Consider the following 22,857-nt stretch of genomic DNA (forward strand, 5'->3'; position numbering starts at 1 on the left):
CATGAATATTGATGCCTTACTTAACCCAATCAGTGTGGAGTTTCCTTGCGGGGAAGACCTCGAATACGATGATGAATTTCTCGCATTAGAGCGAAACCTAATCGAAAAACCAGAACAGCAGTTTGGTGATGTACTCATCCCTGCTGAACCGCCCAACTGGATAGAAGTGGAAAAAAAAGCCACTCACCTACTATCCCGTTCCAAAGATCTGCGTGTCATCATCGCCCTTATGCAAGCATGGTTAAATATTCGAGGAATATGCGGGTATGCCGATGGCCTGAGTTTACTCCGCCAATCCCTGGAGCGTTATTGGGAAGATGTATGGCCACAATTGAAGTTTAATGGTGAATATGATCCCTTATTCCGCCTCAACACGCTAGCCATCATTGAAGATGGTTCACCCTGTACGATAAAAGCCCAAAACTCGATTCTGCTCAGGAGTGTTTCAGCGGAATTGTCATTACAGGAAATTTGTTCACTGCTTAATGGTACGGTAACCGAAATCGAAGGTTATACTGGCGGACGCACGAGATTAATTAACGAATTACACCAACAATCTAATAGCCCTGAGATCTTGGCAATCATCACCATACATGAGCAACTGACTGCCTTAATTGAAATTATTCGCCATAATTTATCCGACAATCGCATACCCGAATTGCCGCAGTTTTTAAAACAGTTGGATACCATCATTGGATTTTTTTCTATACATAAACCAAGCACAAGTATTCCAGAGCATTCTGATGGCGCCACAAGAACATTTGAGTCCGAACCTATGCAACAAAACAGCACAGCGGAGCAAATAACTTCACCAACCACAATCCTTGAACCCCTTGAAAAGGGGAAGTTTTTTCATTGGCGAGAAATCGAAGTCAGTAACCGTGATGATGCACGCATTTTATTAGAAAAAGCCAAAACGTATTTTCTTCAACATGAGCCAAGCCATCCTGCGCCTATGATGATTGACCGCATCCTACGGCTGATTGACAGTGATTTTATTAAAATTATCTACGATCTTGTTCCTGATGGATTAAATCAACTTGAGAGCGTTTTTGGTCGCCCAAATAACCCTGATATGGATTAATAACTTATTTTTTAACCTATTAAATTAGTTATCACTAAAAGGGTATTAACTTAGTTATCCAGACAATAACGGAGAATGTGTTATGAAATCCAGTGGACAAAAATTTATCGCACGGAATCGCCCTCCTCGCGTACAGATTGAATATGATGTCGAGCTTTACGGTTCAGAGAAGGTGGTTCAATTACCCTTTGTTATGGGGGTTATGGCTGATTTAGCAGGAAAACCTGTAGAAGCCTTACCAGACGTTAATGATCGCAAATTTTTGGAAATTGACATTGACAACTTTGATGAGCGCATGAATTCAATCAAACCGCGAGCCGCCTTTCAGGTTGAAAATACCCTGACTGGTGAGGGTAAGATGAATGTCGATTTAACATTTGAAACAATGGAAGATTTTCAACCTGATGCTATCGCCAAAAAAGTCGAGCCATTGGCGCAATTGCTGGAAGCACGCACCCAACTGGCAAACCTGCTTTCTTATATGGATGGCAAAAATGGCGCAGAAAAACTGATTGCCGAGATTTTGCAAAACCCCGCTTTGCTCAAATCCTTAGCGGAAGCACCAAATTTTACCGATAGCGCTTCAGCAGAAGGTAATGAAGATAAGGAGTAATTGATGAGCCAAACTGAACAAGAAACCCAGATTCAACAAGCACAGTTAGCAAAGGAATATACTCCTGATGAGCTAAGTACATTGCTGAATAAAGAGTTTCGTCCACAAAGTGATCATACCCGTAGTGCTGTTGAAAATGCGGTGAAGACACTGGCACAACAAGCGTTGGAAAACACGGTCACTATTTCTGGCGATACCTACCGCACTATCCAATCATTGATTGCTGAAATCGATACCAAAATATCACAACAGGTGAACCATATTCTGCACCATGAAGAATTCCAGGCCTTGGAAGGAGCCTGGCGTGGTTTGCATTATATGGTAAGCAATACAGAAACCGATGAGATGCTGAAAATCCGTGTGATGTGCATTTCCAAGAAGGAGTTGAGCAAAGTACTAAAACGTTTTAAAGGTGTTAGTTGGGATCAAAGTCCTATTTTCAAAAAGATCTATGAAGCGGAATATGGTCAATTCGGTGGTGAGCCGTTTGGCTGTCTGGTGGGGGATTACTATTTCGACCATACGGCACCGGATGTTGAACTTCTGCGCCAGATGGCACAAATCAGTGCAGCAGCACACTGCCCATTTATTTCAGGTGCATCACCCAGTGTTATGCAAATGGAATCCTGGCAGGAATTAGCTAATCCACGGGATCTCTCCAAGATTTTCCAAAACACCGAATATGCACCCTGGCGCAGCTTACGTGAATCAGAAGATGTGCGTTACATCGGGTTGGCGCTACCGCGTTTCCTCTCCCGTCTCCCCTATGGTGCTCTCACTAATCCCGTTGATAATTTCAATTTTGAGGAGAATACAGAAGGTCCAACACACAATAACTACACTTGGACAAATGCCGCTTATGCTATGGCGGTTAATATTAATCGCTCTTTTAAACTGTATGGTTGGTGTACTTCTATCCGGGGTGTAGAATCCGGCGGTACCGTAGAAAATCTGCCTTGCTACACCTTTCCTTCTGATGATGGAGGCGTGGATATGAAGTGCCCAACGGAAATCGCCATTAGCGATCGCCGTGAAGCAGAATTGGCAAAAAATGGGTTCATTCCGTTATTGCATCGCAAAAACACGGATATTGCCGCCTTTATCGGTGCTCAATCCCTGCAAAAACCAGCGGAATACTATGATCCTGATGCGACTGCCAATGCCAACCTTGCTGCCCGTTTGCCCTACTTGTTTGCCTGCTGTCGTTTTGCCCATTACCTGAAATGTATCGTGCGCGATAAGATCGGGACTTTTCAGGAGCGTTCAGATATGGAACGTTGGCTTAATGATTGGATTATAAATTATGTTGATGGCGATCCGGTTAACTCATCACAAGGAACTAAAGCGAGAAAACCGCTAGCCGCAGCAGAGATTACGGTGGAAGAACTGGAAGGCAATCCAGGATATTATCAGGCTAAATTTTTCCTGCGTCCCCACTATCAACTGGAAGGCTTAACCGTTTCCCTACGCTTAGTTTCAAAACTCCCCTCACTAAAAGGAACCTAATATTTAAAAATTAAGGAATATTTTTTTACTTCTAGAACTGCTATCTATCCAAAACTTATTTACCCATCTTTGAGTTTCAATACGTATATACCTTTATGCATAGCACCACTATGTATTTATGGGATGTATTTGTTAGTTTCATTCAACTCTCTATTAAGGAGAAAATTATGTCTACTCCGGGCATTGATGCATATATTAACTTTACTGATGTTAAAGGAGAATCAGGTGATAACGCGTTCAAAGATTGGACGGCTGTCAGGTCGTTTTCACTTGAAGTAATGAACAATGTTAACTTACATTCTCAAGGTACTGGACTCGGTGCAGGTATCGTGGCAGTTTCTGGTTTGTCTTTGGATCTTTTGTTTGACAAATCTGCCATAACCTTACGCCAATATCTCGTTAAAGGGACACATGTCAAGGAAGTACAACTTAAAGTACGTAGACAAGGAGGTAAACAAGAGCCTTGGTATACATTGGTTTTGACAAACTCTTTAATCGCTAGATCCAGCCTGACATATGGGGATGGTGGTTTTCATTCTTCTATCCTCCTCGCCTTCCAAAAACATAAAGAAAGCTATTTCCCTCAAGAATATGGCACAGGCGCTAAAGGTGCTGAAGTCAGCTATGAATGGGATTCCTACGCCAATAAAGTCGGTTAACCACCATATTATGGCCTTCCTGTGGACCCCCACAGGAAGGTTGTCTTTTCAATTTTATTATTTCAAAACGTAATTATCTCCTAATTCATCGTTATCTATAACAATAGGTATCCGTACTTATGAGATTCACCATTGTTAATCACTCTGGCTCAAGCCAACCACCACAACTGAGTCACGATTTTTCTCCTCCTGGAGGCACAATCGGACGCAGTACGGAAAATAACTGGTATTTGCCCGATGACGGACAAGCAATTGCCAGATTGCAGGCCATTGTGTCTATTTCTGCTGACGGAGAATGCCGGATAAATAATCAAGGCGCTGCCTCTGAAGTTTTATTGAACATGATCCCCTTGGCTCCCAATCGCCAGGTTGAAATTCGTGATGGTGATATGCTGAATATTGGCAATTATCAGATCCAAGTTATTGATATCAACAAGAACCCATCACAACAGGCGACCCCTCACGGGATCAATACTGGGTACTCGCTAACTGCCAGTGAAACAAAAATGCCCAGTGAAATCTGGGACGACCTTGAACACATTTTAACCGCATCTACTCCCCCATCTTCTTCTGACTCCCCCCAAGCTAAACCGGAAATAAACGACAATAACCCTCTGGTAACAAACCAATACGATAAAGAACGCAATCCAATTGATCCATTGGCAGAAATTGAGCCAACAACCGATTTTGACGCCCTACAATTGCGGGCAACAGATCCGATTGCCATGTTCAAGGCTGATACCACTTTTCAACAAGAAGACATATTGGATGACCATACACCTACCACGTTATTGCCACATGACGAGAATGATCAAGATGATGATAAACAGGAGGTTGACCCACTGTCACTGTTTTCCGACAAACACATTAAAGCCGCACAATCAACCAAAAATGATGAACTGTTGAATCAAATATTGGACAAAGCCATACCCTTGAACGCAGTCGATGACGCGACTATTTCAACATCTCAACTTTTTTCTCAGCCATCTCCCCCATCATCCGAGTTATTTGAAGAAAAAATCCTAAAGGAACCGGCTAATTTAGAAGAAACAGACCAAGATGCACAGCCGCATCAAGACAATAGCGTCAAATTGGAAGGAAAATTACTGGCGGCGTTATTAGATGGTATGGGGCTAAAAGAGATCGACAGTCTGCAATTTGATGAACAAAAAATGTATCAATTAGGACTACTCGTCAGCCAGTTAACCCAGGGTATCGTCACTCTCAACACCTTACGTACCCAACTGAAACACGAAACAAACGCAGCCACGCCCCAACCTCAGTCTAACGCCAACAATCCATTTAAACTTTTACCTTCTAGCCAGTCTATTTTAGTGCTGATGCTTTGTCATCATGTGCCAGGGTTTATGCCACTTGAACTAGCAACACGTGACATTTTGATCGAGTTGCAGGCACACCAATTAGGCATGATTGCGGGAATACGTGCCGTTACGACAAATATATTGCATGTATTCCATCCCGCGACTCTTGAACGAAAAGCACGGGAAGACAATGAGTTTCCGCGTTTTTCTTTGTCATTGGCTAACAACAAAGCCTCAATGTGGGAGTACCTTATCAAACATTACCAAGAAACAGAGAAAGAGTTTAAACAAGATTCTTTCCTGTTTGGTGAAAAGTTCCTGCAAGCCTATGAAGCAGAAGTTAACCGATATAAAAACTCCCAATATAATGGCGAATAAGTGAATCATGAACGAGAATATAACTTTATTGCATGGTGGTTATCGTAGTCGGAATAACGCTACGCGTATTACTGCCAAAGATAGAATGTTACCTTCTTTATTCGACAGACTCACCGATCATGAACCTGATAAAAAACAAGAAACAATCAACAATTACATGCTGTCGCACACGGCCTTAAGACAGAATGTCCTAAGAGATTTGCAGTGGCTGCTCAATAACATCAACAACGAATTTTTGGAAGATCTCACCCCATTTCCAGAAATTCGCCATTCTGTGTATAACTTTGGTTTGCCCTCTTTAGCCGGTGAATGCATATCTGAAATAGAATGGGGGAATATTCAGAACAGAATCATTACAGCAATTCATATATTCGAACCACGTATCATTCCCGATGGGCTGGAAGTCAATTGTATATCTGATCTCCATATATCCCCCCTATACAACACCTTATTCATAGAGATAAAGGGATTGTTGTGGTGCGTTCCCTGGCCACTGGAATTCCTGTTCCGCAGTGATATCGATCTTGAAAACGGTTACTTCACGATAAAAGAGGCTGGATAATCACCATAGGTGACGACGCTGAAAAAATGCCACCTAGCCTGTGTGGCGATTCCTTAACTTTTAACCACAAGGGTGAATGCAGAAAGATTGCTGAGGCAAGAGTAACGATGTCAAAGTGATTTTTGTCTTGCAAACGGGATGCGTTCATATAGGGAATATGGATAATAGACTACTTGAATATTATAACCGTGAATTAGTGTATTTACGGGAAATGGGTAAAGAATTTGCCAAACTCTACCCTAAGGTTGCCAATCGCTTAGGAATGCATGGCATTGACGTTGTTGACCCCTATGTTGAACGCTTGATGGAAGGTTTTGCTTTCCTGACTTCCCGCATTCAATTAAAAATGGATGCGGAATTCCCCCACTTTTCCGAGCAATTACTGGAGATACTGTACCCTAACTATTTATCTCCTACACCTTCAATGGCAATCGTCGAACTCAAGCCAGATACCAGCAAGGGAGATATCAGCCATGGGTTTTTAGTGCCCCGTGGCACAATCATGCACTGCCAACCATTGAAAAAGGATGGGATCAATTTCTACTACACCACCACACAAGATGTCACCTTACAACCGCTGCATCTAAAAAACGTTGAACTTGGCAGGATCCCCGCTAACCTTCCGCTCGTGGCACTGAACCTTCATCAATATGGCGCTGTCAGCGCACTACGCATTCATCTTGGCTGTCAAGGAAAATTTTTCCTCAATGAACTGGATCTCAAGAAACTGGTATTCTTTCTTTCCGGGCCAGATATTCAATCCCAACGGTTGTTAGAACTGATTATGGAACATTCTGTTGGCATAGTATGCCAGACGCTGGGTGATGCTCCCCAATATCAGGTCTTGCCCGATATATTCCCACATCATGAGGGATTTGATGATGATCAGTCATTACTTCCCAATGACTCGCGTAATTTCAGTGGCTATCGACAGCTCCAGGAATATTTTGCTTTTCCGGCACGCTTTCAATTTTTCAGTATCAGTAGCCTGGAATCTTTACTAAAACAGACAAAAGAAAAGAATGAATTTGAGCTGATATTGCTTTTGGATCAAACCGACGCCGAACTGGAACGTTTGGTAGATGCCTCTTACCTGGCCTTGAACAGTACACCGGTAATTAATTTATTCCCTAAAATCACAGAACGGATCTCGATGGAAGAAAGCGCCAGTGAATACCATTTAGTTGTCGATAACATTCGTCCTCTGGATTACGAAATTTTCTCGGTACAACGCCTGCACGGCGCAAACATCAAACGTAAAGAAACACAAATATTCAGGCCATTTTGGTCAACTTTCAGTGACGACAAGGGTAATTACGGCTCTTACTTTTCTGTGCGCCGTGAACCCCGTATCTTATCTGAACATACCCGTCATTACGGAACCCGAACCAGTTATATTGGAACAGAATCCTTTGTCTCTATTGTTGATGAACAAAACTCCCCGTGGCTCAATGAGTTAAAATTCCTGACCGCTGACGTCATGTGCACCAACCGTGACTTATCAGCAATGTTGCGCCAACAGGATCTCAACAGTTTTGTTATGCTAGATTCGATTCCAATCAACCAAATTGTCTTTCTCAAACGACCCACTATTCCACGCCCTGCCTTAGCACAAGGCACAACCTGTTGGAAACTCATTAGCCAGCTTCAACTTAATTATCTGAACTTCATGGATAAAGATGATGAACACGGTACCCAGGCATTACGACAATTGTTGAGCTTATATGCCAACCTTGCAGAGCCAGCCGTCGTCCGCCAGATTAATGGCATCCGACACAGTTCATTAAAAACGATTTATCGGCGGGTTCCTGAGCCTGGCCCGATCGTCTTTGCCCGTGGTGTTAGCATTAGGATTGAAGTGAATGAACAAGAATTTGCCGGAACCAGCCCCTGGCTGTTGGGTAGCGTATTGGAAAAGCTCTTCTCACGACTGGTCACCATGAACTCCTTTACTGAAATGACGCTATATAGCCAGCAACGCGGCAATATCGGATTTTGGCCTGCCCGTATGGGCAACAAGAATTTGCTATAACAGACAAGAAATGAATATGATGCAAAAAAATTCTATTTCTATTCATCACCTATGTCGTTTGCCGGATGACTTTTGGCAGCAACTCACCCAAACTCCCTGGCAATTCGACTTATTTCAAACCCTGCGCCGTATAGATGCCCAATCTGGGGCAGATTATATGCTAGGTTCTGCCCCATTGCCGAAATATGATCTACTGCGGTTGGGACAAAAAGCGTCCATGATTTTCGCTCCTTCTACTATTGCTGAAGTCAAGCAGCGAGAAAACTCGAAGCTGCATGACATGCTCATTTACAGTTTTGGTTTGTTCGGTCCCAATGGCCCATTGCCGCTACATATGACCGAATATGCCTATACACGACAATATAATTATCAAGATCCCACCCTGAGTGCATTCGCTAACCTATTCCATCATCGATTAATACTGTTGTTCTATCGAGCCTGGGCCAATACTCAGCCAACCGTATCGCTCGATCGTCAGGATAATCAACGCTTTTGCCATTATTTCTCCTGTTTGGTGGGTATGGGTTTGCCTGCTCAACAAAAACCAGACACCATCAATGATCACGCGCGTTATTTTTTATCTGGCCATTTATCCCGTCAAGGGCACACCGCAGAAGGATTAGAAAAAATACTTTCCTGTTATTTCCATGTCCCGCTAAAAATTATGCAAAATATTCCCCAATGGCTGAAAGTCGAAGTACAAGATCAGACCCAATTAAAAGCAGGACGCAACATGCCACGTTTGGGTAAATCGGCTTTTTTAGGCATTGCACTCTACGATGTTCAACATAAATTTCGCATTAAATTGGGGCCGCTAAAACTGGATGAATATCAGACGTTCTTGCCGGAAGAATCCAAATCAAGGCAGTTGCGTGACTGGGTTTATCAATATTTGGGGATTGAATACGCATGGGATGTCCAGTTAATTCTCCACCAGTCAGATGTAAAAGGGATTCGTCTGTCTGAACCGATAAAATTAGGACTCAGCAGTTGGCTTGGAAAAATTGAGCGGGATAAAAATAAACAACCAATCCATCGCGGGGATTTAATTTACAAGCCGGAATGATCCCCACTCTTGCCTGCAAAACTCAATCACTGTCAACAATACTACGGATTATACACTATGTCAGAAATCAGTCGTTCTGTGCTCTTCGGCAAACTTAACCGCATCCTGTTCACTTCCTTAGAGAGTGCCACCACTTTTTGTAAACTACGCGGCAATCCTTATGTTGAATTAGTTCACTGGCTGCACCAACTCATGCAGCAACAAAACAGTGACTTACAGCAAATTATCCGCCACTTTTCACTGGATGAATCTGCGTTGACTAAAGACATTGTTACAGCGCTTGATCGCTTGCCACGTGGAGCCAGTGCCATCTCTGATCTTGCCGAACATATTGATAATGCCGTAGAACGCGCTTGGGTATATGGGTCACTGAAATTTGGTGTCAATGAAATTCGCAGTGCCCATTTGCTGATAGGTATATTGAAAACCTTTAACTTACGCAATACACTGAAATCCATTTCCCCCCAGTTTGACCATGTCAATGCAGATACTCTACTCGATAATCTCAACGGCATCTGCAACGATAGCGATGAATCCCAATCAAATATATCACAGGGTGCGGCAAGCTCTTCCCCACAACAATCTTCTTTACCCCAATCTTCTCTGCAACAATATGGACAAGAGCTGACTGCCCGTGCACGCAATGGTGAAATTGACCCAGTATCAGGGCGTGATGAAGAAATTCGTCAGATTATTGATATTCTGATGCGTCGCCGCCAAAACAACCCACTGCTGACTGGCGAGGCCGGGGTTGGTAAAACCGCCGTCATTGAAGGGCTGGCATTGAAGATTGTAGCGAAAGAAGTGCCCCCACCTTTGCTGGATGTCCAGCTTTGGTTGCTGGATATCGGTATGTTACAAGCCGGTGCAGGTGCCAAAGGCGAATTTGAGTCACGCCTACGCAAAGTGATCGATGAAGTACAATCCAGCCCGACGCCAATCATTCTGTTCATTGACGAAATTCATACCTTAATTGGGGCGGGCGGACAACAAGGAACTGGCGATGCGGCCAACCTGTTAAAACCTGCATTAGCGCGCGGGCAATTACGTACTCTTGGCGCCACAACCTGGTCAGAGTACAAAAAATATATCGAAAAAGATCCGGCCCTGACCCGCCGTTTTCAAGTCGTTCAAATTTATGAACCCAATGAAAATAAAGCGCTGCTCATGCTACGCAGTTTGGCCAAGGCACTGGAACAACATCATCATGTGCTCCTGCTGGATGAAGCCATTGAAGCTGCTGTTCGCCTTTCACATCGCTATATTCCCGCCCGCCAATTACCGGACAAGGCTGTGGCCCTATTGGATACCGCCTGTGCCAGGGTTGCAATCAGTCAATATGCGGAACCACCTCAACTGGAAAATTGCCGTCATCACATCGATGCATTGCAAATTGAATTGGAGATTGCCGAACGGGAATTTAAGGTAGGCATCGGTGATAAACAGCGTCCGGCCACTATTCTGGACGAACTATCTACACTGGAAGCCCAAAAAAACCAATTACAAGAACGTTGGGAACAAGAACTTTCCTTGATCGATAAAATTATTTCTCTGCGAACACAATTAGACGCAAATCAATATGACAACTTTGCAGCAAAACATGCCGAATTGTCAGAGTTACAGCAACAATTGAAAACCTTACAAGGTGAAGAACCTCTTATCTTTGCTGCTGTAGACAGCAATATTATTTCTTCCGTTGTTTCAGATTGGACAGGAATTCCACTCAATCGTATGGTAAAAGACGAAATCGATGCCGTCTTACAGTTGGCTGATACCCTTAGTCAACGTGTTATCGGTCAATATCATGGATTAGAGTTAATTGCAAAACGCATACGCACTTCACGCGCCAAACTGGATGATCCCAATAAACCTGTTGGTGTTTTCATGTTGTGTGGCCCATCCGGTGTGGGCAAAACGGAAACAGCGCTTGCCCTTGCCGAAACATTATATGGCGGAGAGCAAAACCTTATTACTATCAATATGAGCGAATTTCAGGAAGCACATACGGTATCAACGTTGAAAGGCGCGCCTCCTGGCTATGTTGGTTATGGTGAAGGGGGTGTATTAACGGAAGCTGTCCGACGCCGCCCTTACAGTGTGGTCTTGTTGGATGAAGTAGAGAAAGCCCACCCCGATGTACATGAAATTTTCTTCCAGGTCTTCGACAAGGGCTGGATGGAAGATGGCGAAGGGCGCCACATCGACTTTCGAAATACGATTATTATCCTGACATCCAATGTCGGGGCTGATTTGATCAGTTCATTGTACATCCAACAGAACACCTTACCGGAACCAGAAAACCTCAGTACGGCATTGCGTAAGCCATTATTGAATGTGTTTCCTGCCGCCCTCTTGGGGCGATTACTGGTCATTCCTTACTCCCCATTAAGTCATGAAGTAATGATAAATATTGTGCACTTACAATTGGAGAAGATTAAAAAACGTCTGTTGGAAAACCACGGAATTACAGCAATATTCGATGATGTTATGGTCGAGCATATCGTCAGTCGATGTACAGAAATTGAGTCGGGTGGACGCATGGTTGACGCTATTCTGACAAATACCCTGCTACCGCAAATCAGCCAGCAACTGCTTTCCGCCAGTGCGCATGATGAACAATATCATCAGCTTCGGGTTTCTCTTGAGCAAGGTGAGTTTCAATGTCAATTCATGAATTAAGCAGATAACAAGAGATTGCCCACTTGCAGAATTCTCACAGGACACATATCGGTGGTAACGTTAACTTTACTCCCCCTCTTCCAATCGGATACTGTCTCAATGAATTTGAGATCGAAGAAGTCATTGGCAAAAGCCGCAGCAGTATCGTGTATCGTGTTTGGGATCACCACCTCAAGCGATCTATTGCTATCAAAGAGTATACGCCTCACTCTTTTGCTATACGCCGTCAAGATATGAAGCTCAACTTACGAGGAAAAAAGTTAGAAGAACGATTTTATGCGGGGTTGCAAAACTTTATCCGTGAAGCCCACTTGATGTCCTGTTTCGAACACCCCTGTCTCCCCCGCTTTCTGCGCTTTTGGCAACAAAACTGCACAGCATATATAGCCGCTCCCTTTTACAAGGGGATGACATTAAATAAATTGAGGATAAAACACCCATATTTCATCAATGAAAATTGGCTTGGTCAGATATTGTTTCCCTTGTTGAATGCACTTGATACGCTCCATCAAAGAAATTATTTACATTACGATATTTCTTTGGACAATATTTTGATCCAAGAGAATCAATCACCGATATTGCTGGGTTTAGGATCTACCCACCAAATAACAACATGCCTGTCTGATGATACAGAGATAACCATCCGATCCGGTTTTACTCCCATTGAGCAATACACTGCCAATGAAGAAAACCAGCATGGACCCTGGACAGATCTCTATGCGTTGGGGGCAGTACTCTATACTTTGATTGTGGGTAACCCCCCTCCGGTCAGCATCGTGCGCAATCTTGAAGATAATTATCAGCCTCTGGTCAAGCTGCGTCCAGCGGGATATTCCTTACCGTTTCTGCATGCCATTGACTCTGCCCTGGCAATAAAACCCTCAAGGCGGCCACTGTCTATATCCGAATTCATTGCTATTTTTTCAACAAATTTATAAACTCACATCACCCCAAGAATCATCAATCAATGATGTCAGCACATGATCCTGCCAAACTCCGTCAATCATTAAATAGTTCCTGGCATAACCTTCTCGTTCAAAACCTAACCTCTTAAGTAAATTTCCACTGCGATGATTATGTGGCATGTAATTAGCCATAATTCGGTGCATCTTTTGGTGGCATTGCATATAACGGATTGTCGGTTGCAAGGCCTCATACATTAACCCTTGACCTTGCCATTTTTCGCCCAAAGAATAACCAAGGTAGCAGGAATAAAACGCTCCCCGTACAACATTAGAGAAATTAGCAATCCCCAACACTTCATTTTCATTAGGATCTAATAACAAGAAATTAAATGCCGATCCCTGCCGCTGTAATTCCGCAATATAATTCAGCCTATTTGTCCATCCAGAAGGTTGATAAAAACTACCATCTCTTGTCGGTTCCCATGGCTTAAGAAAATCTTTATTTTCTGCATAATATTCAGCCAGTTTATAAGTATCCCGTTCATACACCACACGAACAACCATTCTATTCGTAATAAAGCGAATCTTGGGAGATGTAGAACGATAACCAAACATGTTTTCTCCTGATATTTACCTTGGAAAATTTATTAAGTAATTTAGCGCTTATGGCATTTTTAATCACCCTCTGACGATAAAAAAATATCATCTATATCCCTCTACCTTAATACTCAAATTAAGTCCAAAATAACAAAGTATTCACATTTATCTTTTCATACTCCAATGGTGCAAAATGTCATTAGTTTCACAAGCGCGTAGCTTGGGTAAATATTTTCTTTTATTTGATAATCTGTTAGTTGTTTTAGGTTTTTTGTTGTTTTTCCCCTAATTTCCATTCGTTTCGTCGAACAACTTGGCTGGGCTGCCGATGTGTGATCTCTGCTTCTCACTCAGTGTGGGCTCTACAAAGCAAGTTGCATACCAAAACGACAAGTTTATTTAAGGAACCGGTTATGAGTAGCAGTGATGAAGATGAAAAAATGACATTTGAAGAACTCATTGAGATTTTTCTATCAAATAAACATAACCTGGCAAAGCCAGAAAACTTATTTTCTGTGCAAAAAAATAAAAAATTACAACGCCCAGCCAGACTTGAGGCACTTTATTCTCTAGAGAAAACTGAACAATATTTTTTGAGAAATTATTTTACTAAAAATGTAAAACTCGCCGATGGTATATACATATTTATTATTTCTGCTGATGACCCATATACCATATGCTGTGCAAAAAGCGCACGGGACGCTAATTATCATTGGTATGATTCGGTTGACGGGCATACCTCCATAAGTTACAGAAAGCTTGTTCGTTATGCAGGAACCTTATCGTTTCAGCAAGGCAAACTATTAATGTGGTCAAATGCTAGTGGGCACTACAAACCTCCAGCAGAATTTCGATACTTGATGTTACCATACGTTAGGCTCTTGCTACCTGATTATAAATTTCATGCCTTAATTTTTTAATCGATAGCAATTAGCCTCATAATTATCTTAACCCGCAACTTCTGCGGGTTAATCATTCCCTTACGCCACCTATTCAGTCTGTTCAATATCAGTGACAACCTCTACTGCCTTCTGCCTCACATTCCACACCGAACTTTCCGGCATCTGGACACGGATGTCTAAGCGACAGCCTTCGGGGATGTCACAGGGATCGGCATAGTAAACCTTTTCACCATCCACGATGGCTTTTATCCGCTTGTTCTGGAACTGTTTGGGAAATGGGTGTGCTGACGGTGGAATGTCTTGATGGTGATGCAGCCGTCTTTTTGCATCTGGTCATCAATGTAGAAGCGAAGTCATCTCCAGTGAGACATCCAGCACATTAACATGCCCTCAATAACGCCCTCTGCCTTTTGTCGCCTCTTCCCGATACCATTTATGCCCTGCATCGTCAATTCAACCAGAAGAAAATTGAACCTATCATTATTAGCAAGCATTAATCATATGATGAGCTAATTAAGTCATAATTAGTGTAAGATCTGCTCATTGAAAACAAAGGGAGACAACAATGAGAAGATTTTTCTTAGGGGCAATCTTGCTACTGGCAGGATTAATCAGCGGCTGTGATCAATTCAAAGAAGTCAGTATTAACGAAGGTTTGCTGAATGATTATTTATTAAAACGGGTTCATTATCAAAAGCAAATTAGCCTGCCCGCAGCTACCAAAGCTAATATCACACTGGGAGATTTAACCAGTCAGATCGGCCGCCAAGATCCAGAAAAAATTGAATTATCAACTCTGGCAAAGGTTCAATTAGTGACCTTGCTGGGAACAGTTCATGCTGATATGAAACTGACTATTAGGGCTAAGCCGATATTTGATGCTGAAAAAGGCGCAATTTTCATTAAGGAGCTGGAAATCGTAGACTATCAAACCACACCAGAAAAAGTCGCTACACCAATTAAAGCGTTGCTCCCTTATTTGAATGTGTCTTTAAGTGAGTTTTTTGATGCTCATCCGGTTTATGTTTTAAATCCAGAAAAAAGCAAGTCTGAAGCCGCTGCTTTAAAATTAGCCAAAGGCTTGGAGGTTCAACCCGGTAAATTGGTTATTGATTTGGTTGATAAATAATTTTCATTATCAATAAAATAGTAAGAGCGGATTATTAAATAAGCCGCTCTTACTTATTGTCGCTATTTACCGATTGACTTATCTATATGAGTTGTCACTCTACTTCCAACTCTTCACGTAACGCTTGCAATGCCTCTCGAGTCATCATCGCTAACGTCCGATAAAAGCCACTGGTCGCATGGGCTTCAACTTTACCAAGAAATTGCCCACACCAAGGCAACAGATATTCATCAAATAACTTAATTTGAGCCTGGATTTCATCCTCTGCGGCCTGATCTTCCAACCATGATGCAGCCAATAATAAAGAGCCAAATTGATCGGCAGGGATATCAGTTAAAGGCATGCCTCGCTCCACCAAAAACTGGCGTACTTCACTTTCATCTTTATCAGTATAATCAGAACGGCAGATTGGAACGCCCGCAGATTCTCCAGTAAATAAAGCATGATAATCGGCTTCAATCACCGATAATTCACTGCTTTTCTGCAATCTATCCAATAACTCATCCTGCTCCAAAGGCCACAATGGTTTCAATTTTCCCTCAGCAATCAGGGTGATTACAGGTTGCAAAACAGGATCTTGTGGTGCTCGGTTAAACAATGTTCCCAAGATGCGGCAGACAATAGAAAATTCGTTCATGGTTTAATTCACCTCCAATAACTTATCTAAATAATAAATATCTGTTATTGTCCCTAATCGTCTGCCTTGCTGTAAAGCGACTTGTTAATAACCAAGGGTCACATCAACGAGGCCAATGGGTGATTCACCTTTTTCCATTCGTCGAATATTGTCACAAATCATATCCATAGCTTCATCAAGAATAGTCTTAGCCGCGATATGTGGCGTGATATTAATGCGTGGGTGAGTCCAGAAAGGGTGCAAATTTGATAGAGGTTCTTCAACAAATACATCCAGGGCCGCGCCAGCCACATATCCTTTATCAATGCCTGTCAGCAAATCTTGCTCTACCAATTGGGCACCTCGTGCAATATTAATCACATATGAGCCAGATTTTAACTGCCTGAATAATGAAAGATTTAAGAGTCCACGAGTCTCTGGCGTATCCGGCAGAATATTAATCAATACCTTACATTCAGAAAGGAAATCATTCAGTTGCGTTTTCCCATAAAAATTCTCGACATGATCAATGTGTTTTGGCGTTCTGCTCCAACAGCGAACGTTGAAATCAAATTCTTTCAACTTTTCAATAACGCTACGCCCTAACACGCCTGCCCCCAGAACACCAATAACAAACTCTTTTCGATTATGGGCAGGTATGGGGTTCCAAAAACGCTGCGCTTGATATTGTTTATATTCATCCATGCGGCGGAAATAGTATAAAACTGAGGAAATCGCATATTCCTGCATTTGCTGCGCCATACCCGTATCTTCAAGACGTATCAGCGGTATTTCCTTAGGCAATGTCCCCGGATTTTCTAATGCTTGTTGAAGGATGGTATCCACTCCAGCCCCAAGTGAAAATATTCCTTTGATATCTTGGCGATTAGCTAACATTTCATAGGGAGGTAACCAAACTAAAGCATAATCAGCAGGGGCATTATCACCACTAATCCATTGCCGGACGTTAGCCTCAGGTAATCTGGCTTGTATTCCCTGAATCCATTTATCGCCATTAAAATTAGGGGAAGAGTGAAAGAAAATGATGTTCATAAAATCTCATTCCTTTTTGTTTTTTCAATAGGGTTAACTGATTGCTGAAAGGTTGCAAGCCTCCAATTAGGAAGACAGGAATGAAAATATTGATAATGTTATCTGGTTAACAGATTTGCCATAATTCGTTGCAACAAAAAAAGCACCTTTACTCCCGTAATTGGCTACCAGCCACACAAATTGTTTTTTATTTGTCTAATTGGTCAAAAAGCCTGAAAAAATCGTCATAAGCCTGTTGACGCCTGCCCTGCTTTTCCCTATAGTAGCGCCCCGTTGCAGCGATGAAATCAAGATAAATCACTGCAATATAAAATATGGTGAGGTGTCCGAGAGGCTGAAGGAGCACGCCTGGAAAGTGTGTATACGTGAAAACGTATCGAGGGTTCGAATCCCTCCCTCACCGCCATATTCTACGAAAAAGCCTGAACAGAATGGTCAGGCTTTTTTAATGCCTGACAAATTAACTATAATTAGTTAGGTTCATTAGTAATACGATTACAATAGTGCATTCTTATTAAGTGCAACGAAACAAAATTCGGTGAGGTGTCCGAGAGGCTGAAGGAGCACGCCTGGAAAGTGTGTATACGTGAAAACGTATCGAGGGTTCGAATCCCTCCCTCACCGCCATATCTTGCGAAAAAGCCTGAACTGACGTTCAGGCTTTTTCGTCCCCATCAACTACCACTAACATTGTTTTTCCTTATTAAAGCATATAGGTTATCCTACCGGGCAGCCATTTTTATTAAAATAATTTCACCTTATTCCTTTTTATTATTTTTATAATGAATAAATAAATTAAGCGTTCCTCCCCAAAAAACACCATCCGATAACCCACAAATAAAACCAAACAGTAAATTAAAATTGAAAGAATATAACAAATTAGAGTTAATACTCATCATGGCAGAAATAATAAACTTCACTATAAAAACAGTAAGAATCAGACTCAAATTCAAAGGCGTTCCTGAACGAATGATTGAGCCATCTTCATTACCTTTTCTTAATCTTGGTTGACTACGCCATAAGCCCCATCCGATACCCCCTCCCACAAAAATACCGACAATAAGCGCCAGGAATGCCGAATTTGGAAATGTCGTTTCATTTAATACACTGTAAACTGCCCATATTAAAAACAAAACCGGCATAAAAAACAGCCGATCAATACGCATTTCCCTGTCATATAACGCATTGATACCCCGTTTAATCAGAAAAACAACTCAACAACCACTGACTTTAGTCGGTGGTTGTTGAGTTTTTGCCCTAGTAATAAGGTTAAGAAAAAATTTACTTTTTACTGGTTTATAATTAGGCCAGCCAGTGGATTTATCTGCAAAATACTAAAAAAATTAAAATAACAAATTAAAATAACAAATTAAAACAATATATTATATTGAATTATAAACCCAATAAAACCACACATGTACACAACCATGTACAAACATAAAACGTACACAATGTAGTACATAGAAATGGATTGTTATGCTCGTTAGATACCCGTCTGACCTTGCCACTTATTCATCGGGTTGTGATCGATATTGCCGGGATTGTTATTGCGAATGCCTCTGCTCATTGTTTATCTCCCAACCGTTTATTAATCGCACGAACAGCAAAGTCGCGGATTTTCTCGACACCAATAAACCCAACAGCGCCACCGATAGCCGGTGCAAAATTGATAGGAATGCCAAACAGTTCTAGCCCACTGGATACGCTCCATGACAACGCGCCACAGAGCAGTGCCTCAACCCAGCGGTTCTTCCGTTCCACGCCGTCGTAAATCAGACGGCCATAACAAATGGCTATGGCCAACACAGAGCCGGATATTTGCGGCCACGAGTTTTTTAAGCCGTTTAACATGTCAGCCCATAAATCAGGATTTTCTTTCATCTTCATATTCCACCCCATCAGAACAATAGGCGTCCGTGGGGTGAACGATGGTTACCCCTGTGAGTTGTCGTGAGTAGAATGCAGGTTCAAAGATTTGGTTATCCGTGATACAGCCCGTGCATTACATATCAGTATCAATGCGGTTGTCCGTGTTTTAAAAAACTTAAACCACGAGGCGTAACGACACTCCCACTGGATAATGTCAACGTTCAGCTCATTTGTGAAGTTGATGAAGTGTGGTCATTTGTCGGGAATAAAAAATGCCAACGTTGGTTATGGTATGCCTGGGAACCTCGTCTAAAACGTATCATTGCCCATACGTTTGGAACGAGAAGCAAAAAAACACTCAAGAAACGCCTCAAAAAACTGGCTTCGTTCAATGTTGTTTTCTGGTGTACAGATAATTTCAAGGCTTACAATCTATTACCCAAAAGCCAGCATCTTGTCGGAAAAACCTTCACTCAACGTATTGAGAGGGAGAATCTGACATTGCGCAACCGACTTAAGCGACTCAATCGTAAAACATTGGGTTATTCTAAGTCGCCGGAAATGCATGATAAAGTCATCGGCACTTTCATTGAACGTGAAGACTATATTTAACACAAATCAACGGATTAAATACGTGCCCCCCACGTTTTCAGTTGACGCCAGTGGCACTCTCTTCATCACCACGTCATCATTCATATACAGGATCTATATGAACGAATCCAATGTTTTGTTTTTTATGATTTTAAAGTAAGTAATTGTGACTTTAAATACTATTTAATTATTCCTAAGTGTAACGTTTTTCTAGAGAAAACATTTAGGATGTGGTTAATGAAATGCTATTTTTATATGGCGTCATTTAATTATCTCTAAATGTGATGCTTTTTTAGAGGTAATATTTATGTCTTGGTTAATTGTAATAATGTTTTTTATATTTTGCATATTGACTTTTATTTGTTTGAATGTAGTCTAACCTGCGAATATTAGTAAACGTAGCCTTCCAATAAGGCGATGTCAAATTTACTATAAAGTAAGTCATAAATATAAATGCTGTCATTCCTGTTACATTTCGATAAAGAATAAAAAACTGCTGTTGACCACACCCACAGAATGTGGTTTTCAGTTAAAAATAAACTTCATAATTTGAAAGGGTAATATAATGGCTGGAAAAATCACGATAGATCCCCCAAACGGTAACATCATCAAAGGGCAACCATTCAGTGTGACGGTTTCGATAACCGGTGAACAAAGTTTAACAGCTTCTGCAAAAATCAGCGTTGCTCCTAATCCAACAGGTGTAAAATTGATAAAGGCATTCCCCAGCTATATTCTTAAGAGCAGCCTTTACCAGCAACTGATATTTCAGGCCGATAAAACCAGTAGCGATTATAAAATCTCGTTTACAACGAATTTGCCGGGCATATCCCAACAGGATGTAACGTATAAAGCTGCCGACAATCAAAAAATGAAACCTGATTCTCTCAAACTGACAGGAACTTCATCTTATCTTTATGACCCAAATCCCGTTGCTGTTAACGCACATATTCCCCAAAGCGCCCCATTTATTCCACTGTCAATCAATCCACTGACAGAGGACGGACACCCAATTTCAAAATATGATATCCATCTTCGGACAGAAAGTATCGTGAGAATATTCACAGAGGAAGATGGGGCTGAAATTTTACCTTATGATGTACCTACTCATGAAAACCCGTATTACGACTATCTAATTCAGAAAAAATCAAAAGCCGCTGTTAATCTAAACATATACGCCACCCCAGGTCTCAGCGAGTTCGTCACTCTTGAAACGGTATTCAATCTTACCGGGGCGGCTCACAAAGAGTACGATCAAACACAAGTTATATTTATTAATACTGTTCCAATTAATATAGATAATAACTTTGATGGGCCACGCATTGAGGAAACAAATTTTAGCTCGACGTTAACAAGGCCAGCTCAAACGGATGATTTCCATTTCATGGTTCAGAAAAACGGTGCTTTAGAAGACGGTGGTTTCATTATCGGATTTGTGACAGACGATGAAGATAACATCTATAAAAAACAGCTATGTTTTGGGCGGATATCAGATGAAAAAAACGAATCGTATATATTTATAGCCGATTACGAAAATATGTACGAAGGTGATAATTATATCAGTTATGTTACTCTTAATAAGGCAGGCACCCTTGTGGGTTCCGAGCTTCGTTACATAAATTATACTAGCGGTGGCAACAATAGCCCTACCCCTAATGACTCTCTCCGGCCCCTAGTTGCTCCAGATGTATACGATCAGTACGGTAACTACATTAACCTATATAAACCAATAAATATCAACAGCATCAGTACAAAAGGACTTGAAGTTTGGTTACTATCCGACCCGACTAAACAGGATACAACAATCACTGAAGGTAATAGGATTACGATTAAAGCTTATATCTCGTATTGCGACGATGAACGTTCGCCTGCACGTAAATTACCGATTATGGTTGCTGAAAATCACACCATAGGACCGGGAGAAATAAAAGGCGGATATTTTAAGGTGACCATCCCTGCTGATAAGCTAATGGATTATAAAACATCAAGTGATGCGTCTGTCGGCTCAATCACAATAGACTACATCAGCCTTCCACAAAACCAGAAATCTAAACTTTTCACCAGAGCGTTCGATACATCCATACCTGACTAATTAATGGCATGTGGCATGTTGGCTGCGACTAACATGCCACCTTGTATCAAGTGAATTTTTTGCGAATAGAAAAAGGACAATGATATGTCTAAACAGAATCATAGCCTCGTGGCGCCTAATTTCCCACAAAGTGTCGGAGGGATTATTGATGAATCAGAAATAAATCAGGACGAACTTGTAATCGTAGTCGAAAGACATTCAAATGTTCGTATTGGATATCAAATTATTGTTCATCTGACGCCATACCTATCGTCAATACCGTATCCCATCACACAAGAAAATCTCCTAAGTCCGACCTATCAAATAACCATACCTTTTTTTACTATTCCTCTTGGTAGTTATGATGTTTACTATACCATCACCAACTTGGTAGGGAATATAGCTATATCTGAAAGTACTCACGTCACAATTCAAAAGACAGAACTACCGAAAAAAACAGATCCTCCGCAACCATCTCTTGAAGCCATTCTAATGATAACTGGATATGAACCCGTCGGTTATGAATATGAAATTCTAACAATTCAGGTTTACGATAAACAAAAGAATGAATTAATTAAAAATACTGATTTCCAGTATAAACTCATTCAACCCGTTAATATCATTGACGTTCCTGAAATTGGTTCAAATCCCGATACTAGATACTCAATGACTACAAACGAATATGGAGAGTTTAAAATAAATCTAAAAGGCCAAAAATTTGGGCATTGTATTATACAGGTAACAATTAACAATCTTGTTGGTAACGTAAATCATACTATGGGAGAGTTTTAACTATGGCAATGCAGACACTTTTATTTCCAGCGATAGAGAATGGTTCACGTGTGTCTGTTTTCTTTCAAAGAGTATCTCAATATTATTATTTCGCACAGTTAAAAGATAGTTCTACTGGAAAGCCTTTCTTGACTTGGAATTATCAGTCTCCTGACTATGGAGTTGCTGGTTCATTTGCTTATGATGGAGCACCTGGAAATCTAATATGTACAGTGGCTTGCCCACAAAGCCCTCGTCTTGATAATACATGGGCTGAAAACATAATAACACCTAATCCGGAAAGTCCAACTTATGGAACAGTCTATAATGTTGCCTTTAATGATTATAGTGGTCCAATTCAATTCTCTAACTTTTTTATTTCTCTAGTAAGCTGGCCATCAGTCCTGCCTATAGTACCCGTCCCACCTATACCTATCTGATAGTGATTGCCG

The 22,857-nt window shown here is 41.5% G+C and carries 21 protein-coding genes, 2 tRNA genes and 2 pseudogenes; 19 read left to right on the forward strand and 6 right to left on the reverse strand.

The genetic code is table 11. The features are described from left to right. The first annotated feature begins 1 nt into the window (after position 1). From tssA to IQ209_RS01090, 10 genes are all read left to right on the forward strand, one after another. The gene (gene tssA / locus IQ209_RS01045) at positions 2–1,084 is read left to right on the forward strand and encodes a type VI secretion system protein TssA (protein WP_193848187.1); all 1,083 of its coding nucleotides are present in this window, start codon (positions 2–4) and stop codon (positions 1,082–1,084) included. Between the two features lie 82 nt (positions 1,085–1,166). Further along, the gene (gene tssB, locus IQ209_RS01050; protein ID WP_193848189.1) at positions 1,167–1,697 is read left to right on the forward strand and encodes a type VI secretion system contractile sheath small subunit; all 531 of its coding nucleotides are present in this window, start codon (positions 1,167–1,169) and stop codon (positions 1,695–1,697) included. Between the two features lie 3 nt (positions 1,698–1,700). Further along, entirely contained in the window at positions 1,701–3,203 is a 1,503-nt protein-coding gene (tssC, locus tag IQ209_RS01055) for a type VI secretion system contractile sheath large subunit (RefSeq protein ID WP_193848190.1), read from the forward strand. Positions 3,204–3,370: 167 nt separating this feature from the next. Further along, on the forward strand, positions 3,371–3,862 hold the full coding sequence (locus IQ209_RS01060) for a type VI secretion system tube protein Hcp (protein WP_193848192.1): 492 nt from the start codon (positions 3,371–3,373) through the stop codon (positions 3,860–3,862). Positions 3,863–3,981: 119 nt separating this feature from the next. Then, a complete protein-coding gene (gene tagH, locus IQ209_RS01065) occupies positions 3,982–5,562 on the forward strand; it encodes a type VI secretion system-associated FHA domain protein TagH (RefSeq protein ID WP_193848194.1) in 1,581 nt (526 codons plus the stop codon). A gap of 7 nt (positions 5,563–5,569) precedes the next feature. Next, positions 5,570–6,124 (forward strand): type VI secretion system baseplate subunit TssE, encoded by a 555-nt coding sequence (locus IQ209_RS01070; RefSeq protein ID WP_193848196.1) that lies wholly within the window; start codon positions 5,570–5,572, stop codon positions 6,122–6,124. 157 nt (positions 6,125–6,281) lie between these two features. Next, entirely contained in the window at positions 6,282–8,156 is a 1,875-nt protein-coding gene (tssF, locus tag IQ209_RS01075; RefSeq protein WP_193848198.1) for a type VI secretion system baseplate subunit TssF, read from the forward strand. 16 nt (positions 8,157–8,172) lie between these two features. Then, a complete protein-coding gene (tssG, locus tag IQ209_RS01080; protein WP_193848200.1) occupies positions 8,173–9,222 on the forward strand; it encodes a type VI secretion system baseplate subunit TssG in 1,050 nt (349 codons plus the stop codon). A 57-nt stretch (positions 9,223–9,279) separates the two neighbouring features. Then, a complete protein-coding gene (tssH, locus tag IQ209_RS01085; RefSeq protein ID WP_193848202.1) occupies positions 9,280–11,901 on the forward strand; it encodes a type VI secretion system ATPase TssH in 2,622 nt (873 codons plus the stop codon). A gap of 23 nt (positions 11,902–11,924) precedes the next feature. Then, a complete protein-coding gene (locus IQ209_RS01090; RefSeq protein WP_193848204.1) occupies positions 11,925–12,839 on the forward strand; it encodes a protein kinase in 915 nt (304 codons plus the stop codon). Here IQ209_RS01090 and rimJ read toward each other — a convergent pair. Beyond that, entirely contained in the window at positions 12,834–13,421 is a 588-nt protein-coding gene (rimJ, locus tag IQ209_RS01095) for a ribosomal protein S5-alanine N-acetyltransferase (RefSeq protein WP_193848206.1), read from the reverse strand. The genes IQ209_RS01090 and rimJ overlap by 6 nt on opposite strands. Before the next feature lie 175 nt (positions 13,422–13,596). On the opposite strand from rimJ, the pseudogene IQ209_RS01100 reads away from it, so the two are divergent. Both IQ209_RS01100 and IQ209_RS01105 read left to right on the forward strand, forming a co-directional pair. Further along, positions 13,597–13,730 (forward strand): annotated as a pseudogene (locus tag IQ209_RS01100) (multidrug transporter MdtH); the annotation flags it as partial. An 86-nt stretch (positions 13,731–13,816) separates the two neighbouring features. Beyond that, positions 13,817–14,323, forward strand: a complete 507-nt coding sequence (locus IQ209_RS01105; RefSeq protein WP_193848207.1) for a hypothetical protein — start codon at positions 13,817–13,819, stop codon at positions 14,321–14,323. A 69-nt stretch (positions 14,324–14,392) separates the two neighbouring features. Here IQ209_RS01105 and IQ209_RS01110 read toward each other — a convergent pair whose 3' ends face one another. Beyond that, entirely contained in the window at positions 14,393–14,542 is a 150-nt protein-coding gene (locus IQ209_RS01110) for a hypothetical protein (protein WP_193848209.1), read from the reverse strand. 328 nt (positions 14,543–14,870) lie between these two features. Here IQ209_RS01110 and IQ209_RS01115 point away from each other — a divergent pair, with 328 nt between their 5' ends. Next, positions 14,871–15,434: a lipoprotein gene (locus IQ209_RS01115; RefSeq protein WP_193848212.1), complete on the forward strand. Its 564-nt coding sequence runs from the start codon at positions 14,871–14,873 to the stop codon at positions 15,432–15,434. A 94-nt stretch (positions 15,435–15,528) separates the two neighbouring features. Here the strand turns inward: IQ209_RS01115 and IQ209_RS01120 are convergent, their stop codons facing one another. Beyond that, entirely contained in the window at positions 15,529–16,071 is a 543-nt protein-coding gene (locus IQ209_RS01120; protein WP_193848214.1) for a molecular chaperone, read from the reverse strand. A gap of 84 nt (positions 16,072–16,155) precedes the next feature. After that, on the reverse strand, positions 16,156–17,103 hold the full coding sequence (locus IQ209_RS01125) for a glyoxylate/hydroxypyruvate reductase A (RefSeq protein WP_193848216.1): 948 nt from the start codon (positions 17,101–17,103) through the stop codon (positions 16,156–16,158). A gap of 316 nt (positions 17,104–17,419) precedes the next feature. Between IQ209_RS01125 and IQ209_RS01130 the strand changes: the two genes are divergently transcribed. Further along, positions 17,420–17,509, forward strand: a tRNA-Ser gene (locus IQ209_RS01130). A gap of 131 nt (positions 17,510–17,640) precedes the next feature. Then, a tRNA-Ser gene (locus IQ209_RS01135) sits at positions 17,641–17,730 on the forward strand. A 131-nt stretch (positions 17,731–17,861) separates the two neighbouring features. Here the strand turns inward: IQ209_RS01135 and IQ209_RS01140 are convergent. Both IQ209_RS01140 and IQ209_RS01145 read right to left on the reverse strand, forming a co-directional pair. Next, positions 17,862–18,269, reverse strand: a complete 408-nt coding sequence (locus IQ209_RS01140) for a hypothetical protein (protein ID WP_228005639.1) — start codon at positions 18,267–18,269, stop codon at positions 17,862–17,864. A gap of 397 nt (positions 18,270–18,666) precedes the next feature. Then, positions 18,667–18,984, reverse strand: coding sequence for a phage holin, lambda family (locus IQ209_RS01145; protein ID WP_193848487.1), 318 nt, complete (start codon positions 18,982–18,984; stop codon positions 18,667–18,669). Between the two features lie 100 nt (positions 18,985–19,084). Between IQ209_RS01145 and IQ209_RS01150 the strand changes: the two are divergent. The 4 genes and pseudogenes from IQ209_RS01150 to IQ209_RS01165 form a co-directional block, all read left to right on the forward strand. Continuing rightward, a pseudogene (locus IQ209_RS01150) lies at positions 19,085–19,584 on the forward strand (IS1 family transposase); the annotation flags it as partial. 544 nt (positions 19,585–20,128) lie between these two features. Then, a complete protein-coding gene (locus tag IQ209_RS01155; RefSeq protein WP_193848218.1) occupies positions 20,129–21,655 on the forward strand; it encodes a hypothetical protein in 1,527 nt (508 codons plus the stop codon). An 84-nt stretch (positions 21,656–21,739) separates the two neighbouring features. Continuing rightward, positions 21,740–22,426, forward strand: a complete 687-nt coding sequence (locus tag IQ209_RS01160) for a hypothetical protein (RefSeq protein WP_193848220.1) — start codon at positions 21,740–21,742, stop codon at positions 22,424–22,426. Between the two features lie 2 nt (positions 22,427–22,428). Next, positions 22,429–22,845: a hypothetical protein gene (locus IQ209_RS01165; protein ID WP_193848222.1), complete on the forward strand. Its 417-nt coding sequence runs from the start codon at positions 22,429–22,431 to the stop codon at positions 22,843–22,845. Positions 22,846–22,857: the final 12 nt, after the last annotated feature.

Origin of the sequence: Xenorhabdus sp. BG5, assembly GCF_015163665.1 — a bacterium.
Lineage (GTDB): Bacteria > Pseudomonadota > Gammaproteobacteria > Enterobacterales > Enterobacteriaceae > Xenorhabdus.

Bases quoted from the DNA above. Each gene is read 5' to 3' on its own strand.
- IQ209_RS01060 (WP_193848192.1), top strand. From the start codon at position 3,371: ATGTCTACTCCGGGCATTGATGCATATATTAACTTTACTGATGTTAAA.
- IQ209_RS01165 (WP_193848222.1), top strand. From the start codon at position 22,429: ATGGCAATGCAGACACTTTTATTTCCAGCGATAGAGAATGGTTCACGT.
- tssF (WP_193848198.1), top strand. From the start codon at position 6,282: ATGGATAATAGACTACTTGAATATTATAACCGTGAATTAGTGTATTTA.
- tssH (WP_193848202.1), top strand. From the start codon at position 9,280: ATGTCAGAAATCAGTCGTTCTGTGCTCTTCGGCAAACTTAACCGCATC.
- tagH (WP_193848194.1), top strand. From the start codon at position 3,982: ATGAGATTCACCATTGTTAATCACTCTGGCTCAAGCCAACCACCACAA.
- IQ209_RS01125 (WP_193848216.1), bottom strand. From the start codon at position 17,103: ATGAACATCATTTTCTTTCACTCTTCCCCTAATTTTAATGGCGATAAA.
- tssG (WP_193848200.1), top strand. From the start codon at position 8,173: ATGATGCAAAAAAATTCTATTTCTATTCATCACCTATGTCGTTTGCCG.
- IQ209_RS01105 (WP_193848207.1), top strand. From the start codon at position 13,817: ATGAGTAGCAGTGATGAAGATGAAAAAATGACATTTGAAGAACTCATT.
- IQ209_RS01145 (WP_193848487.1), bottom strand. From the start codon at position 18,984: ATGAAAGAAAATCCTGATTTATGGGCTGACATGTTAAACGGCTTAAAA.
- IQ209_RS01140 (WP_228005639.1), bottom strand. From the start codon at position 18,269: ATGCGTATTGATCGGCTGTTTTTTATGCCGGTTTTGTTTTTAATATGG.
- IQ209_RS01160 (WP_193848220.1), top strand. From the start codon at position 21,740: ATGTCTAAACAGAATCATAGCCTCGTGGCGCCTAATTTCCCACAAAGT.
- tssC (WP_193848190.1), top strand. From the start codon at position 1,701: ATGAGCCAAACTGAACAAGAAACCCAGATTCAACAAGCACAGTTAGCA.
- rimJ (WP_193848206.1), bottom strand. From the start codon at position 13,421: ATGTTTGGTTATCGTTCTACATCTCCCAAGATTCGCTTTATTACGAAT.
- IQ209_RS01155 (WP_193848218.1), top strand. From the start codon at position 20,129: ATGGCTGGAAAAATCACGATAGATCCCCCAAACGGTAACATCATCAAA.
- IQ209_RS01120 (WP_193848214.1), bottom strand. From the start codon at position 16,071: ATGAACGAATTTTCTATTGTCTGCCGCATCTTGGGAACATTGTTTAAC.
- IQ209_RS01115 (WP_193848212.1), top strand. From the start codon at position 14,871: ATGAGAAGATTTTTCTTAGGGGCAATCTTGCTACTGGCAGGATTAATC.
- IQ209_RS01070 (WP_193848196.1), top strand. From the start codon at position 5,570: ATGAACGAGAATATAACTTTATTGCATGGTGGTTATCGTAGTCGGAAT.
- tssB (WP_193848189.1), top strand. From the start codon at position 1,167: ATGAAATCCAGTGGACAAAAATTTATCGCACGGAATCGCCCTCCTCGC.
- tssA (WP_193848187.1), top strand. From the start codon at position 2: ATGAATATTGATGCCTTACTTAACCCAATCAGTGTGGAGTTTCCTTGC.